Origin of the sequence: Polaribacter sp. L3A8 (genome assembly GCF_009796785.1) — a bacterium.
In the GTDB taxonomy this organism is placed as follows: Bacteria; Bacteroidota; Bacteroidia; order Flavobacteriales; family Flavobacteriaceae; genus Polaribacter.
Window position 1 is genome coordinate 2,030,051 of record NZ_CP047026.1, and the last position, 25,064, is coordinate 2,055,114.

The following is a 25,064-nucleotide window of genomic DNA, read 5'->3' on the forward strand; positions in this document are numbered from 1 at the left end:
TCGTTTTTCGTTTTTCGTTATTCGGTTTTCGTTGTTCGGTTTTCGTTGCTCGGTTTTCGTTGGACGATGGACGGTAAACGAAAGACGAATAACGACTTTTACAATTTAACTTCTTTAAAATTTTCTATATTTTCTAAAAACCAAGTATATGTTTTCTCGATCCCTTGTTTTAAATCAACTTTATGCTTCCAACCTAAGTTGTGCATTTTAGAAATATCCATTAACTTTCTTGGTGTTCCATCTGGTTTAGAGCTATCCCAAACTAATTTTCCTTCATGCCCAACAACTTGTTGAATGGTTTCTGCTAATTCTTTAATCGTTAAATCTTCTCCAGTTCCTATATTGTATAGGTATTCTGGCAATTCATTTTCTAAAGCATACACAACAGCCTCGGCCATATCATCTACAAAAAGAAATTCACGCATAGGCGTTCCACTTCCCCATAAAACTACATCAGCATCATTATTCTCTTTAGCTTCATGAAACTTACGAATCATTGCAGGCAAAACATGAGATGATTTTAAATCAAAATTATCATGTGTACCATACAAATTTGTGGGCATTAAGCTTACATAGTCTTTTTGAAACTGATTTCTAATAGCCTGACATGCTTTTACCCCTGTTATTTTTGCTAGCGCATACCATTCATTTGTCGGTTCTAAAGAGTCTGTTAATAAGTACTCTTCTTTTAAAGGCTGCGGAGCAAACTTTGGATAAATACAAGAACTTCCTAAAAATATAAATTTTTCAACCCCTGCTATTAATGCACTATCAATTAAATTATTTTGAATCTGCATATTTTCCATCAAAAACTGATATGGAAAATCATTATTTGCTAAAATACCACCAACTTTTGCAGCAGCATCTATAACAACTGTTGGTTTTTCTTTTTGATAAAAATCAAGAACAGCTTCCTGATTCTTTAAGTCTAATACTTTACTAGATTTCCCTATTAAGTTTGTATATCCTTTTTTTTCTAAAGTTCTCCATACTGCGGAACCAACCATACCGTTATGTCCTGCTATGTATATTTTAGTGTCCTTATTCATTTATAATATTTTTTATTTCCCTATTTGAATATATTCAAATCCTTTTTCTTCTAAATTAAAAGCATTATATTGATTTCTACCATCAAAAATAATAGGATTTTTTAGTTGTTGCTTAATCTCTACAAAATCTGGAGATCTAAACTCTTTCCATTCTGTTAATAAAATCAACGCATCTGCATCTTGTAAAACTTCGTATTTAGAAGTAAAGTACGTTATATTTTTAGCATCTTTTAAATAAAATTCTTTAGCTTCTTCTATTGCTTTTGGATCGTATGCTTTTACTTTTGCGCCTCTTTTTTCTAATTCTTTTACAATATAAATTGCTGGTGCTTCTCTCATATCATCTGTACCAGGTTTAAAAGCCAAGCCCCATAAACCAAAAATCATCCCAGATAAATCTTCTCCAAAACGTTTTACAATTTTGTTAGCAATTACTAACTTTTGAGCATCATTAACATTCTCTACAGACTCAATTAAACTTGCTTTATACCCGTTTTCTTCTGCAATTTTCTTTAAAGCTTTTACATCTTTAGGAAAACAAGATCCTCCATAACCTGCACCTGGATAAATAAAACTATATCCAATACGTTTGTCTGACCCAATACCTATACGAACCATATTTACATCTGCTCCTACTCTTTCACAAATATTTGCAATCTCATTCATAAATGAAATTTTTGTTGCCAACATGGTATTTGCTGCATATTTTGTCATTTCAGCAGAACGAATATCCATCGTTATAAAACGATCATGTGTTCTAAAGAAAGGTGAATACAATTGCTTCATTAACTCAAAAGCATATTCAGAATCTGCTCCAATAACCACTCTATCTGGCTTCATAAAATCATCTATAGCAGCTCCTTCTTTTAAAAACTCTGGATTAGAAACTACACTAAACTCAAGGTCTACATTTCTTTTATCAAGCTCTGCTTGAATCGTTGCTTTTACCTTATCTGCTGTACCAATAGGCACCGTAGATTTATCAACAACTATTAACCTTTTATTCATTGTTTCTCCAATAGACTTTGCTACAGCTAAAACATATTGTAAATCTGCAGAACCATCATCTCCCATTGGCGTACCAACAGCAATAAAAACAATCTCTGCATCACTAATAGCATTCCCTAAATTGGTTGTAAAAAATAAATTTTTATTTTTTACATTTTTTAAAATCATTTGCTCTAAACCTGGTTCAAAAATAGGGATGATTCCTTGTTCTAAGCTTTTAATTTTCTTCTGATCTATATCTACACAGATTACTTTGTTTCCCATTTCAGAAAAACAAGTTCCAGAAACCAATCCAACATAACCAGAACCGATTATAGCAATATTCATACTGTTTTAATATTTTTTACTACATCTCGTAAACAAGACATTCACTTTTATTTTAATGGATATTATCAAAGTTCCTGAATATTTATTTTCATTAGAAAACGTCATCTAAATTAGATGCAAAAATAAAACAAGTTCTATACAATAGCCTATGATCCTTTTTATTAAAATAAGATTATAAAAAAACACTTATAAATAAGTGCTTATTCTAAACTTAATTATTTTTCAACAACCAAGATGAAGATTGAATCTTATCTCCTAAACCATCAATCAAATCAATACTCAACTCTTTACAAACGGGTGCTTCTGGAATAGAATTATTATCTTGATCTCCTCCATTAGCAAAACCTAATTGATATTCTTTTCCGTATTTTTCATGTATAGCACGTATAGAAGCACAAACGGTTCTATCGTTATCCACAGAAATCATTGCTTTATCTACAGATTTAATATTCTCTACAATAAATAAACGTTCTTCTTCTTTTTGAAATTCTTTAGAACCTTTTAAACCTCTTTGAAAATCGCTATTTACAATTACAATCAACTCATCTGCCAATGCTTTTGCATTGTTAAAATACTCTAAATGCCCTTTATGAATTGGGTTAAAATACCCTGATACTATAATTAGTTTTTTCATTTTTTTTTGTGCAAATATATGTTTAATTTCTAAGTAGCAAAAAAGGTTTTTCCCCTATCTTTTCTATACAAAAACAAGTGAATTAATTTAATAAAAAAATATGTTATTAAAACACTATAAATAAGTAAGTACTGCCTACTTATCTTTCTTTTTTAAGTTCTCTTTTTCTTGAACTTCTTTACGAAGCCCGCTACTAGAAAAACGGTGTTCTCTTTTATTAAAGAATAGATCTATTCCTTTTTCTTCACAATATTTTCTCCCAGTAAATTGTTTGCTAGCGTACTCATCACCTATAATACGTACGTCTATTTTAAAAGATCTTAAAATATCTTCTAAATCTTGTTCTGTTGCATAAGGAACAATCTCATCTACAAACCGACATCCTTTTAACTGAATATATCTCTCTACAACAGATTGAACAGGCATGTTTTTTTCTGGACGATCTAACGTAGGATTGGTCTGTAATCCACAAATTAAATAATCACATTCCATTTTTGCCTCTTCTAACATTTTTACATGTCCGGCATGAAATAAATCAAAAGCACTAAAGGTAATCCCGACTTTCATAAGTTTCTTTTTTTTGGCAAATATATGTTAATTATTTAATAAAAAAAGGTTCTTCCTAAACAGAGGTGCTTTCAACGTTAAATATGATAAAAATGAAATAAAACAATCAAAAAAACATAAAAACCTCATAAAAAGCGACTTGCACTCAATATCTAACAAAAACTCTAATTTTAAAGTAATCAGAAAGGACATGCTATCATAATTTCAAAAAAACAACTCCATTATATATAAAAACCCTAAAACCAATTCTATAAAGAGAAGTAACCGCTTTACTTACCTGTTAATAAAAAGGTTTTAAAGAATGACACTCCCAAAAAAAGTAATCTTCAAAGATTTTTTTATTCAAAATTTAATCATTTCATAACACCGCAAAAATCTAAAACAACCTTTTCTGAATCTACAGGTAATGTTTTAAATTCGTTATGAGCAACTAGGTACGCTACAATATCTGCCTTTTTATATGCTTCTTTATAATTTGTAATTTTAAATATATTATGTTCTGTAATATTCGGTTCAACAATAAAGTACTCTTCATTGTTAGTGTTTTGTAAAACTTTTTGGGCAATATATTTTGCTGGAGACTCACGTAAATCATCAATATTTGGTTTAAAAGCCAATCCCATTAGGGCAATACTTGGTTTTCTACCGTGCTTTAATTCAAATTTTAATTTCTCATTCTGAATTTTTTCTGCACACCAAAAAGACTTGTAATTATTCACCTCACGAGCAGTACCTATAATCTTAGACTCCATTGGGTAATCGGACACAATAAAATAAGGATATACAGCAATACAATGTCCTCCAACGCCACAACCAGGTTGCAGTATATTAACTCTTGGATGCTTATTTGCTAAATTGATTAACTCCCAAACATTTATAGCTGCTTTATCGCAAATTAATGAAAGCTCATTTGCAAATGCAATCTGCACATCTCTAGACGAATTTTCTGTTAGCTTACACATTTCTGCCGTTCTTGCATTGGTAGCATGCAAGGCTCCTTTTACAAATTGCTTGTAAAAATCAATTGCTTTTTGGGTAGATTTTTCATCTACACCACCAATAACTCTATCATTATAAACTAACTCATGCATTACATTTCCTGGCAACACTCTTTCCGGACAATAGGCTATGTTTAGTTTATCTTTTAACTCTGGTCTTACATCGTAAATAAGTCTTCTCATTTTTTCTGTAGTACCAATAGGTGAAGTAGATTCTATAATATATAAATCGTCTTCTTTTAAAAACGGAATAATATTCTTTGTTGCCAATTCTACATAAGAAATATCTGGTTCATGGTTTCCCTTAAAAGGAGTAGGCACCACAATTAAATAAGTAGCAGCTTCCACTGGTTTTATATCTGCCCTTAAAAAACCTTTTTTTACAGCTTCTTCTACAGCAATATCTAAACTTGGCTCTATGATATGTATTTTACCTTGATTAATAGTATCTACCACATGCTGATTAATATCTACACCATGAACTTGAATTCCGTTTTGTGCTATTAATGCTGATGTAGGCAAACCAATATACCCTAAACCTATCGTTACAACTTCTACTTGTTTCATTATTCTAAATTTGAAATAAATTCAATAATCCTTTTACATGCTTTTCCATCTCCGTACGGATTGTGTAAAGAACTCATTGATTGATATTTTTTTGCATCATCTAGCAACGCTTGTGTCTCCTTTACAATCTTATTGCAATCTGTCCCCACTAAAATAACAGTTCCTGCTTCTACAGCTTCTGGTCTTTCTGTGGTGTCTCGCATCACTAAAACAGGTTTTCCTAAACTAGGTGCTTCTTCTTGCACTCCTCCACTATCTGTGATTATTAAATACGAATGATTCATCAACCAAACAAAGGATGGATACGATAATGGTTTTACCAAATGAATATTACTTACATCACCCAACAACTCATTTACAGGTTTTAACACATTCGGGTTTAAATGAACTGGATACACAACCTCTACATTTGGATTATTAAGTGCGATTTCTTTAAGTGCAGCACAAATATTTATAAATCCTTGTCCGTGATTTTCTCTTCTATGCCCTGTTACTAAAATGATTTTCTTATCAAAATTAACTTTGCTTTTAATTTCTTTAACATCCTCATTATCTAAGTTACCTACTCTACTAGAACTTTCTAACAAAGCATCAATCACCGTGTTTCCAGTAATTAAAATATTTTCTTCGGATATATTTTCTCCTAAAAGATTCTCTTTGGATTTTATGGTAGGTGCAAAATGATACGTTGCAACTCTACTTGCCACTTGACGATTCATTTCTTCTGGAAAAGGAGACAACATATTATGGGTTCTTAAACCAGCTTCTACATGACAAACCTTTGCTCCGGAATAAAAACCAGCAATACTTGCTGCCATGGTAGTGGTAGTATCTCCATGCACAAAAACATAATCGGGATTAAATGATTCTAAAATAGGTTTTAACCCAGAAATTACTTCTCCCGTTAAGTTGTATAAATTCTGATTGGGTTTCATTAAACACAAATCGAAATCTGGAGTAATATCAAAAAAATTTAAAACCTGGTCTAACATTTCTCTATGCTGACCTGTAACACAAACCTTTGTTTCAAACCTCTTATCGGCTAAAAATTGATTAACTAAAGGGGCCATTTTAATAGCTTCTGGCCTTGTGCCGAAAATTAATAGATTCTTTTTTTTCATTATTTTTATTCAAAATAATACAATCTTATGACGCTCCCTTTTTAAGGCAACATCCTTACCTTAAGTAAAAACTACATGTTTTTATAAATAAGTTGATTTTAACTTAGAAAATCTTTTTTACTTAATAAACGGGTGTTTTTCTCCAATTGTACTGATGGATGTGTTTCGTATATTATGAACAATTTTTATGGATGCTTCCGACTCTTTTAACCCAAAACCGTTTCCTTTTAATATTTGTTCGTAACTTTTAGTATGTAAATCTGTAAAACCAGCACTAAACTCTAATTCTTGATCATCAATAGTGATGGACCTATAAGTTCTTTGTCCTTTTTCTTTTATGTCTTGTGGTAAATCATCCTCATTAATTGATAAAAACCAGCGTACTCTAGCATTTTTAAATTCTAAATACCCTGCCGACTTATCTTTCTCTCTAACATGTACTATATTTTCTTGAACTTCCCCAAAAATCCATGAAAGCATGTCATAAAAATGAACCCCAATATTTGTTGCAATTCCACCAGATTTACTCTCGTCTCCTTTCCAAGAAATATCATACCATCTACCTCTAGAGGTAATATATGTTAAATCTACATCGTATTTACCCGCTTTATTTTCTACTGCTACTTTGTTTTTTAACGCAATAATACTTGGGTGTAATCTTAATTGTAAAATTGTATTTATTTTTTGACCAGACTCTTTTTCGATATCTTTTAAAGCATCAACATTCCAAGGATTTAAAACTAATGGTTTTTCACAAATAGCATCGGCACCTCTTCTTAAAGCCATTCTAATATGAGAATCGTGCAAATAATTTGGTGTACAAATACTTACATAATCTAAATGCGTTCCTCCTCTTTTTAACTTTTCTATATGACGATCAAACCTTTCAAATTCTACAAAAAAATCTGCTTTCGGAAAAAAACTATCCATTACACCAACACTATCAAACTTATCTAAAGCTGCTATTAGCTGATTATTGGTTTCCTTAATCGCTTTTAAATGTCTTGGCGCAATATATCCTGCAGCACCTATTAATGCAAAATTTTTCATTTCTTTATAGTGACTTATCTACGTATTTAGAATCTAAAAAATTCTTTACATCGTATACAATTGATTTTTCTTTTTTAAGGTCAGCAAAATCCAAACTAAGAAATTCTTTGTGTGCCACCACTAAAATAACGGCATCAAATTTCTTTTTTGGTAAAACAATGCTAGATTCTAACTGATATTCTTTTTGAACTTCGGTTGAATTTGCATGAGGGTCAAAAATAGTTACGTTTGCTCCATACTCTTTTAATTCATAAATAAGATCGACAGCTTTTGTGTTTCTAACATCCGGACAATTCTCTTTAAAAGTGATTCCCAAAACTAAAACCTCAGCTCCTTTTACCTCAATATCTCTCTGAATCATCAACTTAGCAACTTCCGACGCTACATATTTTCCCATACCATCATTGACCCTTCTACCTGCTAAAATAATTTCTGGATGATAGCCATATTCTTGTGCTTTTTGAGCTAAATAATAAGGATCTACACCAATACAATGCCCACCAACTAAACCTGGTTTAAAGGGTAAAAAGTTCCATTTTGTGCCTGCAGCTTCTAAAACATCTTGTGTATTGATATCCATCAACCCAAAAATCTTAGCCAACTCATTTACAAATGCAATATTAATATCTCTCTGAGAATTTTCAATCACTTTTGCTGCTTCTGCAACTTTTATTGAAGGTGCTAAATGTGTACCTGCTGTAATTACAGACGCATATAAATCATTCACTTTCTCACCAACTTCTTTCGTAGAGCCAGAAGTAACTTTTAATATTTTTTCTACTGTGTGTTTTTTATCACCCGGATTTATTCTTTCTGGAGAATATCCTACAAAAAAGTCTTTATTAAATACTAAACCAGAAACTCTTTCTAAAATAGGCACACAATCTTCTTCTGTTGCACCAGGATACACCGTAGATTCATAAATTACGATATCTCCTTTTTTAATAACACTACCAACGGTTTCACTTGCTTTTATTAAAGGCGTTAAAACAGGTCTGTTATTTTTATCTACTGGCGTAGGAACCGTAACTACAAAATAATTACAATCCTTTAAATCTTCTAATTTTGATGTAAAAAATAATCCTTCATCATTGTTATTTTCGGTAAGAACTACTTTATCTAAAAGTTCTTTAGAAATCTCTCTAGTAACATCTTTTCCTTGCCCAAGTTCTTCTATTCTAGTTTGATTGATATCAAAACCAACAACAGAAAATTTTGTTGCAAAAAGTCTCGCTAATGGTAAGCCAACATAGCCTAAACCAATAATACCTATTTTAATTTTACTCATTTATTTAAGTTTTCCCAATACCAATCTATAGATTCTTTTAATCCTTCTTTTAAAGAGAACTCTGGGTTGTAATTTAATAATTTATTAGCTTTTGATATATCTGCATGAGAATGTGGAATATCTCCAATTCTATTAGGTCCAAAAACCACTTCTACATCTTTAATTTTTGGATTATACTTTGATAAAAACTCTTTTAAAGAATCACATAAATCAATTAAAGTGTTTCTATCTCCAAAGGCAACGTTATAAATTTCATTAGCAGCCTCTTTGTCCGCTATTAAACTTAATAAGTTTGCCTGAATAACGTTGTCTATATATGTAAAATCTCTAGAAAAAGAACCATCTCCATTGATAACCGGAGATTCTAAACTCATAAACTGATTTACAAACTTAGGTATTACCGCCGCATACGCTCCGTTAGCATCTTGCTTTCTTCCAAAAACATTAAAATACCTTAACCCAATTGTTTCTAAACCATACGTTTTACCAAAAACATCTGCATACAATTCATTTACATATTTGGTAACTGCATAAGGAGATAATGGTTTCCCTATTACATCTTCTACTTTTGGTAACGATTCTGAATCTCCATACGTAGAAGAACTTGCAGCAAACACAAATCTTTTTACATTATTATCTCTTGCCGCGACTAACATATTTAGAAAACCAGAAACATTTACGTCATTTGTTGTAATAGGATCTTTTATAGATCTAGGAACTGAACCTAATGCTGCTTGATGCAAAACATAATCTACACCAGAAGCTGCCAACATACAATCTTCTAAATTTCTAATATCTCCTTCTATTAACTTAAAATTTGAATTTTCTTTAATAGAAGCGATGTTTTCTCTTTTTCCTGTAGAAAAATTATCTAAACAGATTACTGTATTCTTTTTTTCAAGTAAAGCCTCGCACAGATTAGAACCAATAAAACCAGCACCTCCTGTAACAAGTATCTTTTTTCCTGACAATTTTATATCCATTAAGAAATCTTTTAGCTATTTTTTTTAAAGAAACAAATATAATAAAAGAATCATTGGACTCTTTACCAAATACCATTAAAAACAAAAAATCCTTCACATAAATGTGAAGGATTTTATTTTGGTGGGCAATGAGGGATTCGAACCCCCGACCCTCTCGGTGTAAACGAGATGCTCTGAACCAACTGAGCTAATTGCCCTAAGCGGCTGCAAATATAACATAGATTTTGGATATACCAAACAAAAAGTGAAATAATTTTATACTACTATTAATTAAAACCTACAAACTACCTACATACCTAATGTTTTTTTGCAACCCACTCTATTCTTTATCACCAATAAAACAGACAAAAAATTACTTTACTCTAACGATACCCATTATTTGAAGGATCTGCTATTAATAAATTTAGATTCAACAATAATTGCGCTTGCGGTAAAGAAGGTAATACATGATAAGGCTGAATATTTGCTGCAGCATTGTTTTATTTGGCTTCTTATTTTCATTTGAATACTATACGTAAAGTTCTATTATTTAATAGAACGAATTTACTATAGCTTTTCAGAAATATATTACCAAATGCATCCTCTAAATATTGCAAAACAACTAAGCAACAACAAAATAAGAAAACGCAACATTATTAGCCATTATTGTAGATTTTAAGAAACTCTAACAACTTTAAAAACAGTTAATAATGTATGCGTTTTATTTTTAATTCACCATTTCAAGCTCTTCTTGTTTTTTTTCAGTCATCAATCTATATTGATAAATATCTTCAATAGTAACAACCGTCATATCATGCTTGCTTGCAAAAGCACAAATTTCAGGAAGTCGAGACATTGTACCATCTACATTTGTTAATTCACACAAAACAGCAGCATCTCTTAAACCAGATAACCTCATTAAATCGATACTTCCTTCTGTATGACCTCGTCTTGCAAAAACACCTTCTTTTTGTGCCAATAAAGGAAATACGTGTCCTGGATGTGATAAATCTTCTGGTTTGGCATTTGCCGCAATAGCTGTTTTTATTGTTTGCAATCTATCTTTTGCAGACACACCTGTAGTAACTCCTTCTTTTGCCTCTATTGATACCGTAAACGCTGTTTGATTTTTACTTGTATTATCAACAACCATTGGTCTTAACTTAAGACTTGCACACCTTTCTTCGGTTAAACAGAGACATACAATACCACTACATTCACGGATCATTAAAGCCATATCTTTTTCCGTCATTTTCTCTGCAGAAAAAATGATATCACCTTCATTTTCTCTGTTCTCATCATCAACCAATAAAATTCCGAAACCTTTTTGTAATTTTTCAACAGCATAATTAACTCTTTCTACGCTGTCTTTTCCAAATACATTTAAACTATTCATCTTTGCTACTTTTAAGTATTTATATTAATTCTTCTGAGCAAAGTGTACAACAATACAATACACAACTGATATAAACCAGCTGTATAGTTAAGTAATAAACCTTTCTTCTCTCATCCAGACTTTAACTGTCGGTTTTGGAGTTCCACCAAATCAGTCCTTTTGCAAGGAGTCGCGGACTATCACCGCCGGTAGAGAATTACACTCTGCCCTGAAGAAATTGTCTACAAATTTAACCAATAATTTTTTCTTTTGATGAACTTCTTAAATCTTTAAGAATAATTTCACTTAGTATGCAAAACTAGAAGGCAGTAATTAAGGATCAACACAAAGAATTGTGGCGTAGAATAAAAAATAAGAACTTTATTCTTTAAAATTCTTACTATTTTAGATACCTCAATTGCTATTTCTAAATTATTATTACCTGAAGTCTTTGTTGATTATTTTAAACTAACCAAACATAAGATTACGCACGGAACACTTCATTTCTACTTCACAGAATTAAATGATGCTCTAGAAGAATTTAAAGCACCTAAATGAAGTTCTAAGTTTTTTTTCCTGAAGCTACTATTCAAGATTTTCTAATTCGAGGTAAAAACGTTTTTCTACATGTTATTAGACGACGTTGGATTGAGGAAAATTCTAAAAAAGTAGTTACAAGAGATTGGCAATTAGTAGCAAAAGGCACTAGAATAACTAGTGAATTTGCTGCTTTTTTTTTAAGAAAGGATTATTTAAATATATTCCATTTGCTTTCAAGTTCATTTTGTGATTTTGGTATCGCAATAGCCAACCACAATACTTATCAAAAATTGAAAGAAAATGGCTGTATAGAATTTCACATAAAAGGCAATCAATATCATTTTACTTATAAAACAAAGTACTCTTTTGATGATGAGGGAGTAATTGAATTAAAAAAATAGCATTAAAGTTATAATTGTAACAATAGAATTAGGTTGTAAAATATTCTTTAGTAAATAAAAAAACTGATGCCAACACATGTTTGTGACTATTGTGGAATTTAGTAAAATTCTCGTTTTTAAATCGTATTTTCGTTTAGCCGAAAATACTCGTCTTATAAGTCCACAAAATCTTTGAGGTTTCGCTTTCGAACTTAAAAAAAACAAAAAAAAATGGAATTATCAAAAAAGGATAAAGTTGTAGCCTTATTAAACAGTTTTAACACAGGCGACCAAACACCAAACTCTTACATCAATCCAAAAAAATATATTGAACACAACTTGGATGCTGCAGATGGTTTAGCTGGTTTTGAAGATCTAATGAACAACGCACCAGAAGGTGGTTATAAAGCAAATGTAATTAGAGCATTTGAAGATGGTGATTATGTGTTTACACATACTGAATATGATTTCTTTGGACCAAAAGCAGCAATTGACGTTTATAAATTTGAACATGGATTTATTGTTGAACATTGGGACAACTTATTGGAAGTTCAAAAGCCAAACCTTAGTGGTAGAACACAATTTGATGGCACTACAAAAATAAAAGACCTTCACAGAACAGAGGCTAATAAAAAAATAGTCGAAGGTTTTATTACTAATGTCCTTTTAAATCATAAAATAAATGAGGTCACTAACTATATTAATCCTACAAAATATATAGAACACAGGCCCGCAGTTGCAGATGGATTTGATGGCTTTGCTGTAATGAAATGTTTTTCAGAAAACGGGCTAGTAATAGACTATACTAAGCTACACAAAGTTTTAGGTGAAGGAAATTTTGTTTTAGCAATGAGCGAAGGAAAGTTTGGTAAAGGTAACCATACTGCTTTTTTTGATTTATTTAGATTAGATGATGGACTTATTGTAGAACATTGGGATGTGATTACAACAATTCCTGCAAAAGTGAACTGGAAGAATGATAACGGAAAATTTTAACAAAAAAAACAAGCGTGAATTAGTTTTAAGAAAATTCCTTTTATTAATTACTACAATACAGGAATTCCAAAACTTATTAGACCGTTAGCTGTTGGCATATACAACAAACAGTTTCAATGCGAATTTCCATTAGAAAAAATAGAAAATTTCATCAAGATGAAAAACCAAACGACCATAAAATTTAGCAACTTAATCATAACGCCTTTTTAGACAACATTTATTTGTTTAAAAGGCCAGCAATCGCATCAGCAGCAAGTCTATTTGCCCCATTGTTACCTGCTAATGAAAATACAATGACTATCGAGAAGAAACAATGGGAGGTTATTATAAAAAACACAGAAACAAACCTTTAGATTATAAATTACCAAAATAAAAAGTCATTATACCTTTTTTAATGATAAATATAGATTCAAAAAATAGCATTAGATGCACTGCAAGAAATAAGAATTAAACATAGATGGGAAGCGATTGATGCTGAGAATGATGCTATTGAAAACACCAGAAATAAATCTTTAAAATACACCCCAAAACTATTACCTAATGGAGATACTCTCAAACAACTATTAGCTAGAAGCAGATATCTATTATATAAATCAAGTAATAAATGGACTAAAAATCAAGCCATAAGAGCAGAAATACTGTTTGAAAAATATCCTGATATAGAGAAAGCATACAAGTTATGTCAAAATCTATCTTGGATATTCAATAACACTACAGACAAAACATCAGCACTTATAAGACTTGCTAAATGGGATGAAAAAGTAAGACAGACACACTTTAAAAGCTTCAACACTATAGCTAGAACGATGTCGATACATTATAAAAACATCTTAAACTATTTTGATAATCGAAGTACGAATGCATCAGCAGAATCATTCAATGCTAAAATTAAAGCCTTTAGAGCACAGTTTAGAGGCGTCAGAAATGTGGATTTTTTCTTATATAGACTTACTACTATTTTTGCGTAATTCTTAAATCCCACAACTTTTTGACTTGATCCCTTTTTGACTTGATCCAGATCAAGTCAAAAAGGGAAATTCGTAAAAACAAAAAATCCTTCACATAAATGTAAAGGATTTTACTTTGGTGGGCAATGAGGGATTCGAACCCCCGACCCTCTCGGTGTAAACGAGATGCTCTGAACCAACTGAGCTAATTGCCCTAAGCGGTTGCAAATATACAACACATTTTAAATCTACCAAACAAAAAGACAACCTTTTTTTAAATAATTTCTGCAACAACAAATGTGCTTCCACCAACATAAATGATATCTCCTTGATTAGCATTAAGTAACGCATTTTCAAAAGCAACTTCTACAGATGAATATTTTTTTCCTATTAAACCAAATTCTTTTGCCTTGTCTTGTAAAACAACTTCAGACATCCCTCTTGGAATATCTGGCTTACAAAAATAGTATTCAGCTTCCTTTGGAAAGAGTGGTAAAACCTCTTCTAATTTCTTATCAGAAACTACACCTAAAACAAAATGTCTTTTTTTAAAGGTTTCTTTTTTTAATTGATCGAGTACAATACTCAACCCATCTTTATTATGGGCGGTATCACAAATTACTTTTGGATTCTCTTGTAATATTTGCCATCTACCTTTTAGGTTGGTATTTTTTACAACATTCAATAATCCTTTTTCGATATTTTCTGTTGATATAGTAAAACCTGTTAACTTCTTAATAGCAGCAACGGCAGTTTTTGTGTTTTTTTGCTGATAATCGCCCAACAAATCTGTTTTATAGCTTTTAGCATCATTAGAAGCAAAAGAAATAGGCGCTTTGCACTCTTCCGCCTTAGCGATAAAAACACTTTTTACAGCTTCTTGTTCTTCCCCTATTACAACAGGAATTTTGTTTTTAATAATACCTGCTTTCTCAAAAGCTATTTCTGGTAATGTTTCTCCTAAAAATTGTGTATGGTCTAAACCGATGTTTGTAATTACAGAAACTTCTGGGGTAATAATGTTTGTAGAATCTAATCTTCCCCCTAAACCAACTTCAATAATAGCAATATCTACTTTTTCTTCAGCAAAATAATCAAAAGCCAACCCCACTGTCATTTCAAAAAAGGACAGTCTTTGTTTTTCTAAAAAAACTTTGTGCTGTTCTATAAAAGAGGAAACTTTCTTTTCAGAAATTTCAGCTCCATTAATTCTAATTCTTTCGGTAAAGTTTTTTAAGTGAGGAGATGTATACAACCCCACTTTATAACCCGCTTCTTGCAAAATAGAAGCTAACATGTGACTTGTAGAACCTTTTCCGTTTGTACCACCAACGTGAATTGATTTAAACTTTTTTTCTGGAAAATTTAATTCTTTAGAAAGTACTAAAGTATTGGTTAAGTCTTTTTTGAATGCTATTTTACCTTCTCTTTGGTACATCGGTAATTGTGCAAACATCCAATCTAATGTTTGTTGATAATTCATACGACAAAAATACGTGATTATTTAGACAAAGAAAACTTATAAATAATAGTTCCTACTTGGTTTGCAGGTGCTTTATCATCAGAATTCCACTTAGTACTTAAGGCTGCTTCTTTTGCCGCTTTAAGCAAACAAGAAGCTGTATTAGTACTTCCTTTATGGCCTGGTTTTGCAAAAATTACTTTTCCGTTTTTATCTACTTGAATCTGCACTACAACTGTACCTTCTTCTTGACAATCAGGTTGTACTTTTGGCTTAGAAAGGGCTTTTCTACCAGCTAAATTATAATCGCCACCAGAACCACTTCCTGTATTTCCATAGTATTTAGAAGAGCTTGGATCTCCATCTTCTTTCCCTTTTACACCTGGTTTAGTATCATCTCCTTCTCCCTGAGGTTTTCCATCGGAAGCATTTCCATTTAATAAATTATTTAAAGCGTCTTGCGTTGCTTTTGATGGTTTCGGTTTTGGTTTTTCTTTAGGAATTTCTTTTTTAACCTCTTCTTTTACTACTTTTTTAACTTCTTTCTTCTTTTCTACAACCTTTTTAACCGCCTCTTTCTTAACCTCTTTTACTTTCTCTACAATAGGCACTTCCTTTGTAGTTTCTTCTGTAATAAGATCTTCTTTAACAATTTCCTTAGGCGTTTCTTTCACTTCTTCTTCAACAACTTCCTCTTCTACAACCTTTTGTTCTTCTACTTCTTTTGGCGCAGAAATTTTCTTTGTATCCTTTACAGGTTCTCCGCTTCCAACATCTGAAGTTCCAAAATTAATAGCCAAACCGTATTCTTCTGGCGGATCTAAATAATGCATTCCATAGTTAAAAATCCCGAAGATTAAAAGCAGCAGAATAACTGCTGTTATCGCAGCAGATTTACGTTTGTATGTTGTATCTAATATTTGCATTTTTATAGTGTACCTAGAAAATTTATTTCCCTTTTACAGCCAAAATCATTTTTAACTTGTTCTTATTTGCAATATCAATTACTTGCATTACATTTTTATAAGGCACGTCTTGATCTCCTCTAATTATAATCGTTTTCTTTTTATCAGCGCCAACACTTTTCAGTATTTCACTTTCTAAACTAGATGCACTTACTTTTGTTTTATCAATATAAAAAAAGGATTCATTTGTTATTGATACTGCCACAGATTTGTTGTTTTCTGTTTGTCCTCCTGCTTTTGGCAACAAAACATCAATAGCACTTACAGTTACTAAAGTTGATGTGAGCATAAAAAATATCAACAATAAAAAAACAATATCCGTCATTGACGACATATTGAATGTTGGATCTACTTTATTTCTTCCTCGTAAATTCATACCTTGTATTCAAAGTTTAAAATTCAATATTCAAAAATTTAAGGTTCAACAAAAAACTTTGAACCAGAAACTTTAAACCTCGAACTATTTATACTGGTTCGTTTAATAAATCTAAAAACTCAACAGATTTTGCCTCCATTTGATACACTACTTTATCGGTTCTTACCACCAAATGATTGTAAGTAATATAGGCAATAATACCTACAATTAAACCTGCAACTGTTGTTGTCATCGCCGTATACAAACCATCAGAAAGTAGTTTTATATCGATTTGACCTCCTGCATTTGCAATTTCATGAATCGCTACAATCATACCGATTACGGTTCCTAAAAAACCAATCATTGGCGCTGCACCTGCAATAGTTGCTAAGACACTTACATTCTTTTCTAGTTGATACACTTCTAGTTTTCCGGCCGTCTCAATTGCTTTATTGATATCATCCAAAGGTTTCCCAATTCTAGAAATACCTTTACCAATTAATCTTGCAGTTGGGGTATTTTTACTTTTACAAAGCGCATCTGCAGATTCTAGCTTGCCGTTAGAAACAAAATCTTTAATTTGATTCATAAAGTTTTCATCAATTTTAGACGCCGCTTTTATGGCAAAAAAGCGTTCAAAATAAATATACAAGGCAACCGTTAACAGCACAAAAAGTAGTGCTATAATTATTTGACCACCTAAACCACCATCCATAATCAAATTATAGATTGAAAGCGTTTTTTCTTCAGAAATAGCTTCTTCTAAAATTTCTTTATTCTCTTGAAAAAATGACAACATTTAATTCTCTTTTTAAGTTCTAATTAAGTAACGACTATTCCTTTTTTAAATTGTTTCAACCCAAAAAGAATAGATTTATTTTTAACATCAAAAAAAATGCCATTCTGTATTAAAACAAAATGACATTTCTATATTTATTTTTTATCTATTAAAATAATGATCTTGTAATCATAAATGCAGCAGAACCTACCAAAAACCCAACTAAGGCTAACCAAGATATTTTTTTAAAGTACCAGAAGAAATCTATTTTCTCCATTCCCATTGCTACAACTCCAGCAGCAGAACCAATAATTAACATTGACCCTCCAGTACCTGCAGAAAATGCAATAAAATGCCACAACTCATTATCTATTGGCTCAGAAAACATACCTAAACTCGCTGCAACCAAAGGTACATTATCTATTACTGCAGAACCTACACCTAATAATAATACTACCAAATCAGAAACACCTGTTACTCCAGGCACGTGTAATTCTGTTCCCATCATTGGTATTGTTTCTTGCAAAGTTGAAGCAAAATTAAATAGAATCCCTAAAGACTCTAATGCTGCAACAGCCATTAATATACCTAAGAAAAACAAAATACTAGGCATTTCAATTTTCGATAATGAATGATGTACAGGACTATGATGTGCTTGTTCATCTGATTCTTCTGAATCGAAACTAGAGATAGAAAACTTAGATCTACTGTAAATCTCTGCAAATGTTGCAACCACAGCTAAAGATAACATCATACCAACATAAGGAGGTAAATGTGTAACTGTTTTAAAAATTGGTACAAAAACAATGGCTCCTAAACCTAAATACAACATTCTTGCACTATGAGGACTTTTTGCTTTTTCTTCTTCCTCTTCAAAATCTATTTCACCCTTAAAGGCTGGTAAGAAAGATGCAATAAAAGTAGGTACTGCCATACATAATAATGAAGGCAATAGTAAGTATTCTACTAATTTTAATGTAGTTACTTTTTTACCGATCCAAAGCATTGTTGTAGTAACATCTCCAATAGGAGACCAAGCACCACCAGCATTAGCTGCAATAATAATTAAACCTGCAAACCAGATTCTCTCATCTCTGTTTTTAACAATTTTCTGTAAAATAGAAATTAAGACAATTGTTGCAGTTAAGTTATCTATAATTGCAGATAAAATAAAAGCAAGGATAGAAAAAATCCATAAAATCTTAGACTTCTTTTTTGTTTTCACATATCCTTTTATAGTAGAAAAACCATCAAAATAATCAATAATTTCAACAATAGTCATAGCTCCTAAAAGGAAAACTAAAATCTCTGCTGTTTTACCTAAATGATGCAACAATGTTTCCTCTACCATGTGTAATTTCTCTTCATGCCCAAAAGAAGCAAAACCATCAACCAAACTATGTTTACTAGAATCAAACCATTGCGTAAAATTATCTACACCAAGAGCTACTAATGCCCAACAAAACGCCATCATTATCAGCGCTGGAATTAATTTATCTAATTTTATGTTATGCTCTAAAGTAATGGCTAAATACCCCATTACAAATACAATAATAATTACTGATTCCATTTTAGTTACTTATTTATTTAATTTATATCAATTCTTTAAGCGCTATTTCAAACGCTGTTTCACTTATTTTTGTTTTTGATGCATTTTTAGCAAATGTTCTTTGCAATGCTCTTTTTATGGTGTTTGAGGTATCTTCAAAAATAGCTTCGTCTGTCATTTCTACTCTTCTTTCCATGAAATACGCAAAAACTCTTGCCATACCACAATTGGAAATAAAATCTGGAATTAGACTCACTTTTTTATCTGTATCTTCCATTATAGAACCAAAGAAAATTTCTTTATCTGCAAACGGAACATTTGCTCCGCAAGAAATAATTTCTAAACCCGCTTCTATCATTTGATTAATTTGCTCTTGTTTTACCAATCTTGACGCTGCACAAGGTGCAAAAACCTCACAAGATAAATTCCAAATTCGCTCATTAATCTCTTCAAAAGGAATCATATTTTCAGCAACCAATGTATTACCATTTTTATGTAAAAATAATTCTTTTATCTCTTTAAAAGAAAAACCATCTTCATTAATTACTCCTCCAACTCTATCAATAATCCCCACAACTTTGGCTCCCATTTGCGCTAAATAATACGCTGCTGCAGAACCTACATTTCCAAAACCTTGCACAATTGCTCTTTTACCAACAATTGATCCTCCATAAATATCGTAATAATGGCGTGCAGCTTCTGCAACACCAAAACCAGTAATCATATCGGCAATTGTAAATTTAACAGAAACATCAGGAGAATATTTATTATTTTCAATAACTTTTATTACACCATGTCTTAATTGTCCTATTCTGTTAATTTTATCGGCTTCTGTAGGTTTAAAATAACCATTAAAAACCCCTTCTTGCGGATGCCAAACGCCAACATCCTCCGTCATTGGTATTACTTCATGAATCTCATCTACATTTAAATCACCACCTGTTCCGTAATAACTCTTTAATAATGGAGACACCACTTTATACCAACGCTCTAAAACTCCTTTTTTACGAGGATCATTAGGATTAAAATTTATACCAGATTTTGCACCTCCAATTGCAGGTCCAGAAACGGTAAATTTAACTTCCATTGTTTTCGCTAAAGACAGAACTTCATTCATATCTAAACCCTCTCTCATTCTTGTACCACCACCTGCTGCACCTCCTCTAAGAGAATTTATTACGGTCCAACCTTCTGCTTCTGTCTCAGAATCTTTCCAATTAAAAACTATTTCGGGCTGCTTATTCTCGTATATCTTTAATAATTCTTTCATTATAAAATTTTAAATAGATTCACTTTTCCTTTTTGTTTTTTCAAACAATTTTAATTTTATGTTAAAATCCCCTTCAGGGGAAAAGTTAAAGTTGATTCATTTTAAAAAGTTATTAGATTTATATACTATTGATACCCTACAAACTTACAGTAAAAAAATGATTGTTCAAATTTTTTTATTTTCTATTCGGATAAAAAATTTCACCTGCAGAATGATTTTTACTCGCTCCAGTTACAGACTTTAAACAATTCACCTTTCCTACACTACATAAGACCCCTAAAAACGCAAAAATAAGCGCTTCTTTAAAGTCTATTATTTTACTACTTGTTAACGTAATTTTAATATGAGCATAAAACTCCATCCTTTCCACTAAAAAAGAATTAAAAACACCACCTCCGGTTATTAAAACGGAATTGCTACCTACAATAACTTTACTTATTTGCATAGCAACATGCTCTACAAAAGTTCTTAATATAGATGGTATATCTGTTTCTAATTTATCTATTAAAGGAAATATAATTTCTTTTACCCATTCTAAACCTAAAGATTTTGGCGGTGCTTTTTTATAAAATGAAAGTGCATTTAATGCTGCTAAAAGTTCTTTGTTAATTTTTCCTTTTGATGCAATTTTTCCAGATTCATCATAATCTAACCCTAATTTATTAGCATAAAAATTTAAAACAATATTTACAGGACAAATATCATACGCAATTCTTATCCCTTCTTTATTGAAAGAAATATTAGAAAAACCACCTAAATTTAAACAATAACTGTAGTTAGAAAACAACAATTCATCACCAATAGGCACCAAAGGCGCACCTTGTCCGCCTAGTTTTACATCTTGTGTTCTAAAATCGCAAATAACTTTTTGGTGAATTGCATTTGCAATTATTTGTCCATCGCCTACCTGAAGCGTAATTCCGTCTTGGGGCTGATGCAAAACTGTATGTCCATGAGAAGCAACAAAATCGATGTTATGAATCTGAAATTTATCAATAAAATCACAAATTATCTCACCTAAAAGTTTACCATAGTTAAGGTTTAAGTCTTTTAAAGCATCCGAAGAAAAATTGATTGCCTCCTGTAAAGTCGACTTCCATTTTTCTGAATACGAAACAGTTTCTGAATGTATAATATCAAAATTTTGATACTTATTTTTATCAAATTTCACATACACCAAATCAACCCCATCTAGAGATGTACCCGACATTAAACCTATTACAAAAACCTCACCATTATTCATATCTGTAAAATTAATAAAAGTCTATTGTAAATATGTTACGAAATCGATATATTTGAACTCAAATATTACGAATCTAATAAAAATATACAGATGGATTTTAATTTAACAGAAGAGCACATCATGATACGTGATGCCGCAAGAGACTTTGCTCAAACAGAATTATTACCCGGCGTAATAGAAAGAGATAACAAACAAGAATTCCCACAAGAACTCGTCAAAAAAATGGGAGATCTTGGCTTTTTAGGAATTATGGTAGATCCAAAATATGGAGGAAGCGGTATGGACGCCATTTCTTACGTATTAATAATGGAAGAACTTTCTAAAATTGACGCCTCAGCATCAGTAATTGTTTCTGTAAACAACTCTTTAGTTTGTTACGGCCTAGAAGCATACGCCTCTGAAGAGCAAAAGCAAAAATATTTAACAAAATTAGCAACGGGAGAATTTGTTGGCGCGTTCTGTTTAAGCGAACCAGAAGCTGGTTCTGACGCAACATCACAAGCAACTACAGCAGAAGACAAAGGAGACCACTACATAATTAACGGAACTAAAAACTGGATTACAAGCGGTGGACGTGCAGATGTTTATTTGGTAATTGCACAAACAGATAGAGAAAAAGGACATAGAGGCATCAATGTTTTTATTGTAGAAAAAGGAACCGAAGGTTTTCACGTTGGCCCAAAAGAAGATAAATTAGGAATCCGTGGTTCAGACACCCATACCCTACAATTTAACGACGTAAAAGTACCCAAAAAAAACAGAATAAGTGAAGATGGTTTCGGCTTTAAATTTGCCATGAAAACACTTTCTGGAGGTAGAATTGGTATTGCAGCACAAGCATTAGGTATTGCAGCTGGCGCTTACGAACTGGCCTTAAAATATTCTAAACAACGTAAATCTTTTGGCACAGAAATTTGCAATCATCAAGCAATTGCTTTTAAATTAGCAGACATGCACACAGAAATTGAAGCCGCCAGAATGTTGGTTATGAAAGCTGCATGGGACAAAGACCAAGGTAATAATTACGACATGTCTTCTGCAATGGCAAAACTATACGCTAGTAAAGTTGCTATGGAACACACCGTAGAAGCCGTACAAATTCACGGAGGAAACGGTTTTGTAAAAGACTACCATGTAGAACGCTTAATGCGAGATGCTAAAATTACCCAGATTTACGAAGGAACTTCTGAGATTCAGAAAATTGTAATCTCTAGAGGTATTATCAAAGGATAAACTACACGTTATATATAAAGAACAAAAAAATCCATCTTTTTTATAAGGTGGATTTTTCTTTTGGACGTGTTTTTGAGAAAAACAAAAACCACGCTATTCACTATATCTTTTTAAATAAGTCATTAAAAAGCTTATTTTCCTCTAAACTAAGCCAATCTCAATATTAAAAAGCAGATTACATTTATTAAGCTACAATTTAAAAAGGATGCCGTTGCTATCGTTCACGCAAATACTTGCCATCAACATTCAGAAACCAACTAAGTATCTATTTATCAAAACACAAAACAACGATTGTTATAGTAACTTATAATTCCAATTCAATATCATACAATTGCAAACCAGAGGAAGGCGCATTGTTTCTCATATACATTCTATCATTATCCTCTTTTAAAGAAGCTTCAATAAACTCTAAATCAAGGTTTCCTTTCCCTACTTCAAAAAGCGTTGCCATCATCAACCTAATCTGGTAACGCAAAAAACCTTTTCCCTTCACCTTTAATATATAAGACGTATCCGGAAAAAAATTAGCCGTTAAAACATCATTCTCTACAACCTCACAAGTATCAATCACCCTCTTAAAAATTGTTTTCTCAGAAGGCTTTGTACAATATTTATGAAAATAATGTTCTCCTTCAAATAATTTTGCAGCTTTCATCATCATATCAATATTAAGATTTTCTGCTACATTAACAATAAAAGGCGCCGCAAACGGATGATTCTTACCTCCAAAAGAAAAATAATAATGATATTCTTTAATCTTTGGAGAATTAATCACATTAAAGCCTCTACCTACCTGTTTTATAGAAACAGCTCTAAAATCTGGCGAAAAATTGGCATTTAAAGAATCCACAAAAGAATCTTCATCAACCAACCTATCAGTAAACATTTGAATATAATAAGAGCTTGCAGAAACCTTAGCGTCTGTTCTACCAACACCAATCGTTTTATAATTAACATCCTCAAAAACAAAAGACAAGGTTTTATCTACCATATCATGCAATGTTTTAGCATTTGTTTGTTTTTGCCATCCAGAAAAACGAAAACCGAGAAATTGTAACCTAACTATATAAGAAAATGAATATTTCATAGTGCAAATGTACAATAATTGCATTTTTTTTTACAAATAGTTCATTTTTATGGATATCCTAAAATTATGATACCCATTTTTACATACCCAACATTTTACCCCCTTCAAAAACTACAAAATGAAGTTATCTCAAATTAACCCCCTTTTTTTTGAGGGTCAATACTAAAAAACAAGTGTTTTTAAAAATACACCCCTTGCCAGTTTAAATTTAATATTTACTTTTGACCCAGTTCAATTAATAAAAATTCATTTAACACAAAAAGAACAAACATTATGAAAAAAGTAATTTTTACATTATTATTAGCAACTAGCTTAATAGTAACTGGACAAGAAAAAGAAGACAAAGGAACATTCACATTAAGCGGAACAGTAGACGTATACGGAACCACTAACTTTACAAAAGACCCAGGAACTCCTGGTATATTAATTGCTAACCCAGAAAATGCAAACGCTTTTGGTTTAGGTTTTGCAAATACTGTATTTGCTTACGAAAAAGGAAAAGCAGGAGTTGTTGCTGATATCGCTTTTGGACCTAGAGCAGATGACGCAAACATGGCAGGAGCAATCAATCAATTATACGCTTACTACAATGTAACTGATAAATTAACAATTACTGCAGGACAATTCAATACCTTTTTAGGATACGAAGTAATCAATCCATCAGCTAACTTTAACTACACTGTGTCTTACTTATTTAACGCAGGACCTTTTTCTCACACAGGTATTAAAGCAGACTACGCAGTTTCTGAAGACTTATCTTTCATGTTAGCTGTAACTAACGCACACGGAATTTCTAGTGCTGACGGTAATCTTACTGACGACACTCAATTAGGTGCTCAAGTAGGGTACAAAGGTCAATACTTAAACTTTATTACTGGTGCTGTAAGTGCTGGAGGAGCTACAGATTGGATCTTTTTAGACTATACAGGTGGTTTTGATTTAACAGACACTTTTTACGTAGGAATAAACGCAGCTTACGCAAACTCTAGCGATGCTGACGAAGGATACCAAGGTGTAGCACTTTACTTACAAAACACTTTTTCTGATACTTTTTCTTTAGGATTAAGACCAGAACTTTTTACAACTTCAGCAGGAAGTGTTGATAGCAATGTAACTGCATTCACTTTAACATCTAACATTAACTTAACAAGTAACTTAAAGTTTATAACTGACTTAAGATTTGATTCTTCTGATGATTATATCATTGAAGCTTTCCCTACAGAGAAAAACACTTCTACTTTAACTATGGCAGCAGTTTACTCTTTCTAAAGAAAAGAACAACAACAAAAAAAAACAGTACTAACTAACACATT

22 protein-coding genes, 2 tRNA genes, 1 pseudogene and 1 riboswitch are annotated in these 25,064 nt (G+C 31.7%); of the genes and pseudogenes, 5 read left to right on the forward strand and 20 right to left on the reverse strand.

All coding sequences use genetic code 11. The features are described from left to right. Positions 1 to 98: 98 nt before the first annotated feature. The 11 genes from GQR92_RS08385 to ribB form a co-directional block, all read right to left on the reverse strand. On the reverse strand, positions 99 to 1,049 hold the full coding sequence (locus tag GQR92_RS08385; RefSeq protein WP_158838711.1) for a GDP-L-fucose synthase family protein: 951 nt from the start codon (positions 1,047 to 1,049) through the stop codon (positions 99 to 101). Positions 1,050 to 1,061: 12 nt separating this feature from the next. Next, positions 1,062 to 2,384 (reverse strand): UDP-glucose dehydrogenase family protein, encoded by a 1,323-nt coding sequence (locus GQR92_RS08390; protein WP_158838713.1) that lies wholly within the window; start codon positions 2,382 to 2,384, stop codon positions 1,062 to 1,064. Positions 2,385 to 2,595: 211 nt separating this feature from the next. Continuing rightward, the gene (locus tag GQR92_RS08395) at positions 2,596 to 3,018 is read right to left on the reverse strand and encodes an adenylyltransferase/cytidyltransferase family protein (protein ID WP_158838715.1); all 423 of its coding nucleotides are present in this window, start codon (positions 3,016 to 3,018) and stop codon (positions 2,596 to 2,598) included. Positions 3,019 to 3,153: 135 nt separating this feature from the next. Further along, positions 3,154 to 3,585: an adenylyltransferase/cytidyltransferase family protein gene (locus GQR92_RS08400; protein WP_158838717.1), complete on the reverse strand. Its 432-nt coding sequence runs from the start codon at positions 3,583 to 3,585 to the stop codon at positions 3,154 to 3,156. 353 nt (positions 3,586 to 3,938) lie between these two features. Next, on the reverse strand, positions 3,939 to 5,150 hold the full coding sequence (gene wecC, locus GQR92_RS08405) for a UDP-N-acetyl-D-mannosamine dehydrogenase (protein ID WP_158838719.1): 1,212 nt from the start codon (positions 5,148 to 5,150) through the stop codon (positions 3,939 to 3,941). Beyond that, positions 5,150 to 6,271, reverse strand: coding sequence for a non-hydrolyzing UDP-N-acetylglucosamine 2-epimerase (gene wecB, locus GQR92_RS08410; RefSeq protein WP_158838721.1), 1,122 nt, complete (start codon positions 6,269 to 6,271; stop codon positions 5,150 to 5,152). The genes wecC and wecB overlap by 1 nt, the downstream gene beginning before the upstream one ends. A 117-nt stretch (positions 6,272 to 6,388) precedes the next feature. Continuing rightward, entirely contained in the window at positions 6,389 to 7,321 is a 933-nt protein-coding gene (locus GQR92_RS08415; protein WP_158838723.1) for a Gfo/Idh/MocA family oxidoreductase, read from the reverse strand. A 4-nt stretch (positions 7,322 to 7,325) separates the two neighbouring features. Next, on the reverse strand, positions 7,326 to 8,609 hold the full coding sequence (locus GQR92_RS08420; protein WP_158838725.1) for a nucleotide sugar dehydrogenase: 1,284 nt from the start codon (positions 8,607 to 8,609) through the stop codon (positions 7,326 to 7,328). After that, positions 8,606 to 9,592: an SDR family oxidoreductase gene (locus GQR92_RS08425; protein WP_158838727.1), complete on the reverse strand. Its 987-nt coding sequence runs from the start codon at positions 9,590 to 9,592 to the stop codon at positions 8,606 to 8,608. Before GQR92_RS08425 ends, GQR92_RS08420 begins: the two co-directional genes overlap by 4 nt. Before the next feature lie 119 nt (positions 9,593 to 9,711). Beyond that, a tRNA-Val gene (locus GQR92_RS08430) sits at positions 9,712 to 9,789 on the reverse strand. A gap of 509 nt (positions 9,790 to 10,298) precedes the next feature. Further along, positions 10,299 to 10,967, reverse strand: a complete 669-nt coding sequence (gene ribB / locus GQR92_RS08435) for a 3,4-dihydroxy-2-butanone-4-phosphate synthase (protein ID WP_158838729.1) — start codon at positions 10,965 to 10,967, stop codon at positions 10,299 to 10,301. 98 nt (positions 10,968 to 11,065) lie between these two features. Continuing rightward, a riboswitch (FMN riboswitch) is annotated at positions 11,066 to 11,187 on the reverse strand. A 340-nt stretch (positions 11,188 to 11,527) separates the two neighbouring features. On the opposite strand from ribB, the pseudogene GQR92_RS18235 reads away from it, so the two are divergent. From GQR92_RS18235 to GQR92_RS08445, 3 genes and pseudogenes are all read left to right on the forward strand, one after another. Further along, positions 11,528 to 11,887, forward strand: a pseudogene (locus GQR92_RS18235) (ISAon1 family transposase N-terminal region protein); the annotation flags it as partial. A gap of 210 nt (positions 11,888 to 12,097) precedes the next feature. Continuing rightward, positions 12,098 to 12,862 (forward strand): nuclear transport factor 2 family protein, encoded by a 765-nt coding sequence (locus tag GQR92_RS08440; RefSeq protein WP_158838731.1) that lies wholly within the window; start codon positions 12,098 to 12,100, stop codon positions 12,860 to 12,862. A gap of 416 nt (positions 12,863 to 13,278) precedes the next feature. Then, positions 13,279 to 13,830 (forward strand): ISAon1 family transposase, encoded by a 552-nt coding sequence (locus GQR92_RS08445; protein ID WP_302849608.1) that lies wholly within the window; start codon positions 13,279 to 13,281, stop codon positions 13,828 to 13,830. A gap of 116 nt (positions 13,831 to 13,946) precedes the next feature. Here the strand turns inward: GQR92_RS08445 and GQR92_RS08450 are convergent. The 8 genes from GQR92_RS08450 to GQR92_RS08485 form a co-directional block, all read right to left on the reverse strand. After that, positions 13,947 to 14,024 (reverse strand) — tRNA-Val (locus GQR92_RS08450). A gap of 59 nt (positions 14,025 to 14,083) precedes the next feature. Further along, positions 14,084 to 15,292 (reverse strand): bifunctional folylpolyglutamate synthase/dihydrofolate synthase, encoded by a 1,209-nt coding sequence (locus GQR92_RS08455; protein ID WP_158838733.1) that lies wholly within the window; start codon positions 15,290 to 15,292, stop codon positions 14,084 to 14,086. Between the two features lie 17 nt (positions 15,293 to 15,309). Next, positions 15,310 to 16,197 carry an energy transducer TonB gene (locus tag GQR92_RS08460; protein WP_158838735.1) on the reverse strand — a complete coding sequence of 296 codons (888 nt, stop codon included), beginning with the start codon at positions 16,195 to 16,197 and terminating at the stop codon, positions 15,310 to 15,312. Between the two features lie 22 nt (positions 16,198 to 16,219). Continuing rightward, a complete protein-coding gene (locus GQR92_RS08465) occupies positions 16,220 to 16,612 on the reverse strand; it encodes an ExbD/TolR family protein (RefSeq protein ID WP_158838737.1) in 393 nt (130 codons plus the stop codon). An 88-nt stretch (positions 16,613 to 16,700) separates the two neighbouring features. Then, on the reverse strand, positions 16,701 to 17,390 hold the full coding sequence (locus tag GQR92_RS08470) for a MotA/TolQ/ExbB proton channel family protein (protein ID WP_158838739.1): 690 nt from the start codon (positions 17,388 to 17,390) through the stop codon (positions 16,701 to 16,703). Positions 17,391 to 17,538: 148 nt separating this feature from the next. Then, on the reverse strand, positions 17,539 to 18,939 hold the full coding sequence (gene nhaD, locus GQR92_RS08475; RefSeq protein WP_158838741.1) for a sodium:proton antiporter NhaD: 1,401 nt from the start codon (positions 18,937 to 18,939) through the stop codon (positions 17,539 to 17,541). A 22-nt stretch (positions 18,940 to 18,961) separates the two neighbouring features. Beyond that, entirely contained in the window at positions 18,962 to 20,188 is a 1,227-nt protein-coding gene (locus GQR92_RS08480; RefSeq protein ID WP_158838743.1) for a Glu/Leu/Phe/Val dehydrogenase dimerization domain-containing protein, read from the reverse strand. Between the two features lie 175 nt (positions 20,189 to 20,363). Beyond that, positions 20,364 to 21,431 carry an anhydro-N-acetylmuramic acid kinase gene (locus tag GQR92_RS08485; protein ID WP_158838745.1) on the reverse strand — a complete coding sequence of 356 codons (1,068 nt, stop codon included), beginning with the start codon at positions 21,429 to 21,431 and terminating at the stop codon, positions 20,364 to 20,366. A gap of 90 nt (positions 21,432 to 21,521) precedes the next feature. Here GQR92_RS08485 and GQR92_RS08490 point away from each other — a divergent pair, with 90 nt between their 5' ends. After that, positions 21,522 to 22,664, forward strand: coding sequence for an acyl-CoA dehydrogenase (locus GQR92_RS08490; protein ID WP_158838747.1), 1,143 nt, complete (start codon positions 21,522 to 21,524; stop codon positions 22,662 to 22,664). A 304-nt stretch (positions 22,665 to 22,968) separates the two neighbouring features. On the opposite strand, the gene GQR92_RS08495 is transcribed toward GQR92_RS08490, so the two are convergent. Continuing rightward, positions 22,969 to 23,751, reverse strand: a complete 783-nt coding sequence (locus tag GQR92_RS08495) for a tRNA pseudouridine(38-40) synthase TruA (RefSeq protein ID WP_158838749.1) — start codon at positions 23,749 to 23,751, stop codon at positions 22,969 to 22,971. 273 nt (positions 23,752 to 24,024) lie between these two features. Between GQR92_RS08495 and GQR92_RS08500 the strand changes: the two genes are divergently transcribed. Continuing rightward, positions 24,025 to 25,020 (forward strand): outer membrane beta-barrel protein, encoded by a 996-nt coding sequence (locus GQR92_RS08500; protein ID WP_158838751.1) that lies wholly within the window; start codon positions 24,025 to 24,027, stop codon positions 25,018 to 25,020. Positions 25,021 to 25,064 lie beyond the last annotated feature (44 nt).

What these genes read in the sequence shown, in the direction of transcription:
- GQR92_RS08495 (WP_158838749.1), bottom strand. Translation starts at nt 23,751, where the DNA reads ATGAAATATTCATTTTCTTATATAGTTAGGTTACAATTTCTCGGTTTT.
- ribB (WP_158838729.1), bottom strand. Translation starts at nt 10,967, where the DNA reads ATGAATAGTTTAAATGTATTTGGAAAAGACAGCGTAGAAAGAGTTAAT.
- GQR92_RS08440 (WP_158838731.1), top strand. Translation starts at nt 12,098, where the DNA reads ATGGAATTATCAAAAAAGGATAAAGTTGTAGCCTTATTAAACAGTTTT.
- GQR92_RS08415 (WP_158838723.1), bottom strand. Translation starts at nt 7,321, where the DNA reads ATGAAAAATTTTGCATTAATAGGTGCTGCAGGATATATTGCGCCAAGA.
- GQR92_RS08460 (WP_158838735.1), bottom strand. Translation starts at nt 16,197, where the DNA reads ATGCAAATATTAGATACAACATACAAACGTAAATCTGCTGCGATAACA.
- wecB (WP_158838721.1), bottom strand. Translation starts at nt 6,271, where the DNA reads ATGAAAAAAAAGAATCTATTAATTTTCGGCACAAGGCCAGAAGCTATT.
- GQR92_RS08425 (WP_158838727.1), bottom strand. Translation starts at nt 9,592, where the DNA reads ATGGATATAAAATTGTCAGGAAAAAAGATACTTGTTACAGGAGGTGCT.
- GQR92_RS08500 (WP_158838751.1), top strand. Translation starts at nt 24,025, where the DNA reads ATGAAAAAAGTAATTTTTACATTATTATTAGCAACTAGCTTAATAGTA.
- GQR92_RS08480 (WP_158838743.1), bottom strand. Translation starts at nt 20,188, where the DNA reads ATGAAAGAATTATTAAAGATATACGAGAATAAGCAGCCCGAAATAGTT.
- GQR92_RS08490 (WP_158838747.1), top strand. Translation starts at nt 21,522, where the DNA reads ATGGATTTTAATTTAACAGAAGAGCACATCATGATACGTGATGCCGCA.
- GQR92_RS08455 (WP_158838733.1), bottom strand. Translation starts at nt 15,292, where the DNA reads ATGAATTATCAACAAACATTAGATTGGATGTTTGCACAATTACCGATG.
- nhaD (WP_158838741.1), bottom strand. Translation starts at nt 18,939, where the DNA reads ATGGAATCAGTAATTATTATTGTATTTGTAATGGGGTATTTAGCCATT.
- GQR92_RS08485 (WP_158838745.1), bottom strand. Translation starts at nt 21,431, where the DNA reads ATGAATAATGGTGAGGTTTTTGTAATAGGTTTAATGTCGGGTACATCT.
- GQR92_RS08420 (WP_158838725.1), bottom strand. Translation starts at nt 8,609, where the DNA reads ATGAGTAAAATTAAAATAGGTATTATTGGTTTAGGCTATGTTGGCTTA.
- GQR92_RS08385 (WP_158838711.1), bottom strand. Translation starts at nt 1,049, where the DNA reads ATGAATAAGGACACTAAAATATACATAGCAGGACATAACGGTATGGTT.
- GQR92_RS08395 (WP_158838715.1), bottom strand. Translation starts at nt 3,018, where the DNA reads ATGAAAAAACTAATTATAGTATCAGGGTATTTTAACCCAATTCATAAA.
- GQR92_RS08400 (WP_158838717.1), bottom strand. Translation starts at nt 3,585, where the DNA reads ATGAAAGTCGGGATTACCTTTAGTGCTTTTGATTTATTTCATGCCGGA.
- GQR92_RS08470 (WP_158838739.1), bottom strand. Translation starts at nt 17,390, where the DNA reads ATGTTGTCATTTTTTCAAGAGAATAAAGAAATTTTAGAAGAAGCTATT.
- GQR92_RS08390 (WP_158838713.1), bottom strand. Translation starts at nt 2,384, where the DNA reads ATGAATATTGCTATAATCGGTTCTGGTTATGTTGGATTGGTTTCTGGA.
- GQR92_RS08465 (WP_158838737.1), bottom strand. Translation starts at nt 16,612, where the DNA reads ATGAATTTACGAGGAAGAAATAAAGTAGATCCAACATTCAATATGTCG.
- wecC (WP_158838719.1), bottom strand. Translation starts at nt 5,150, where the DNA reads ATGAAACAAGTAGAAGTTGTAACGATAGGTTTAGGGTATATTGGTTTG.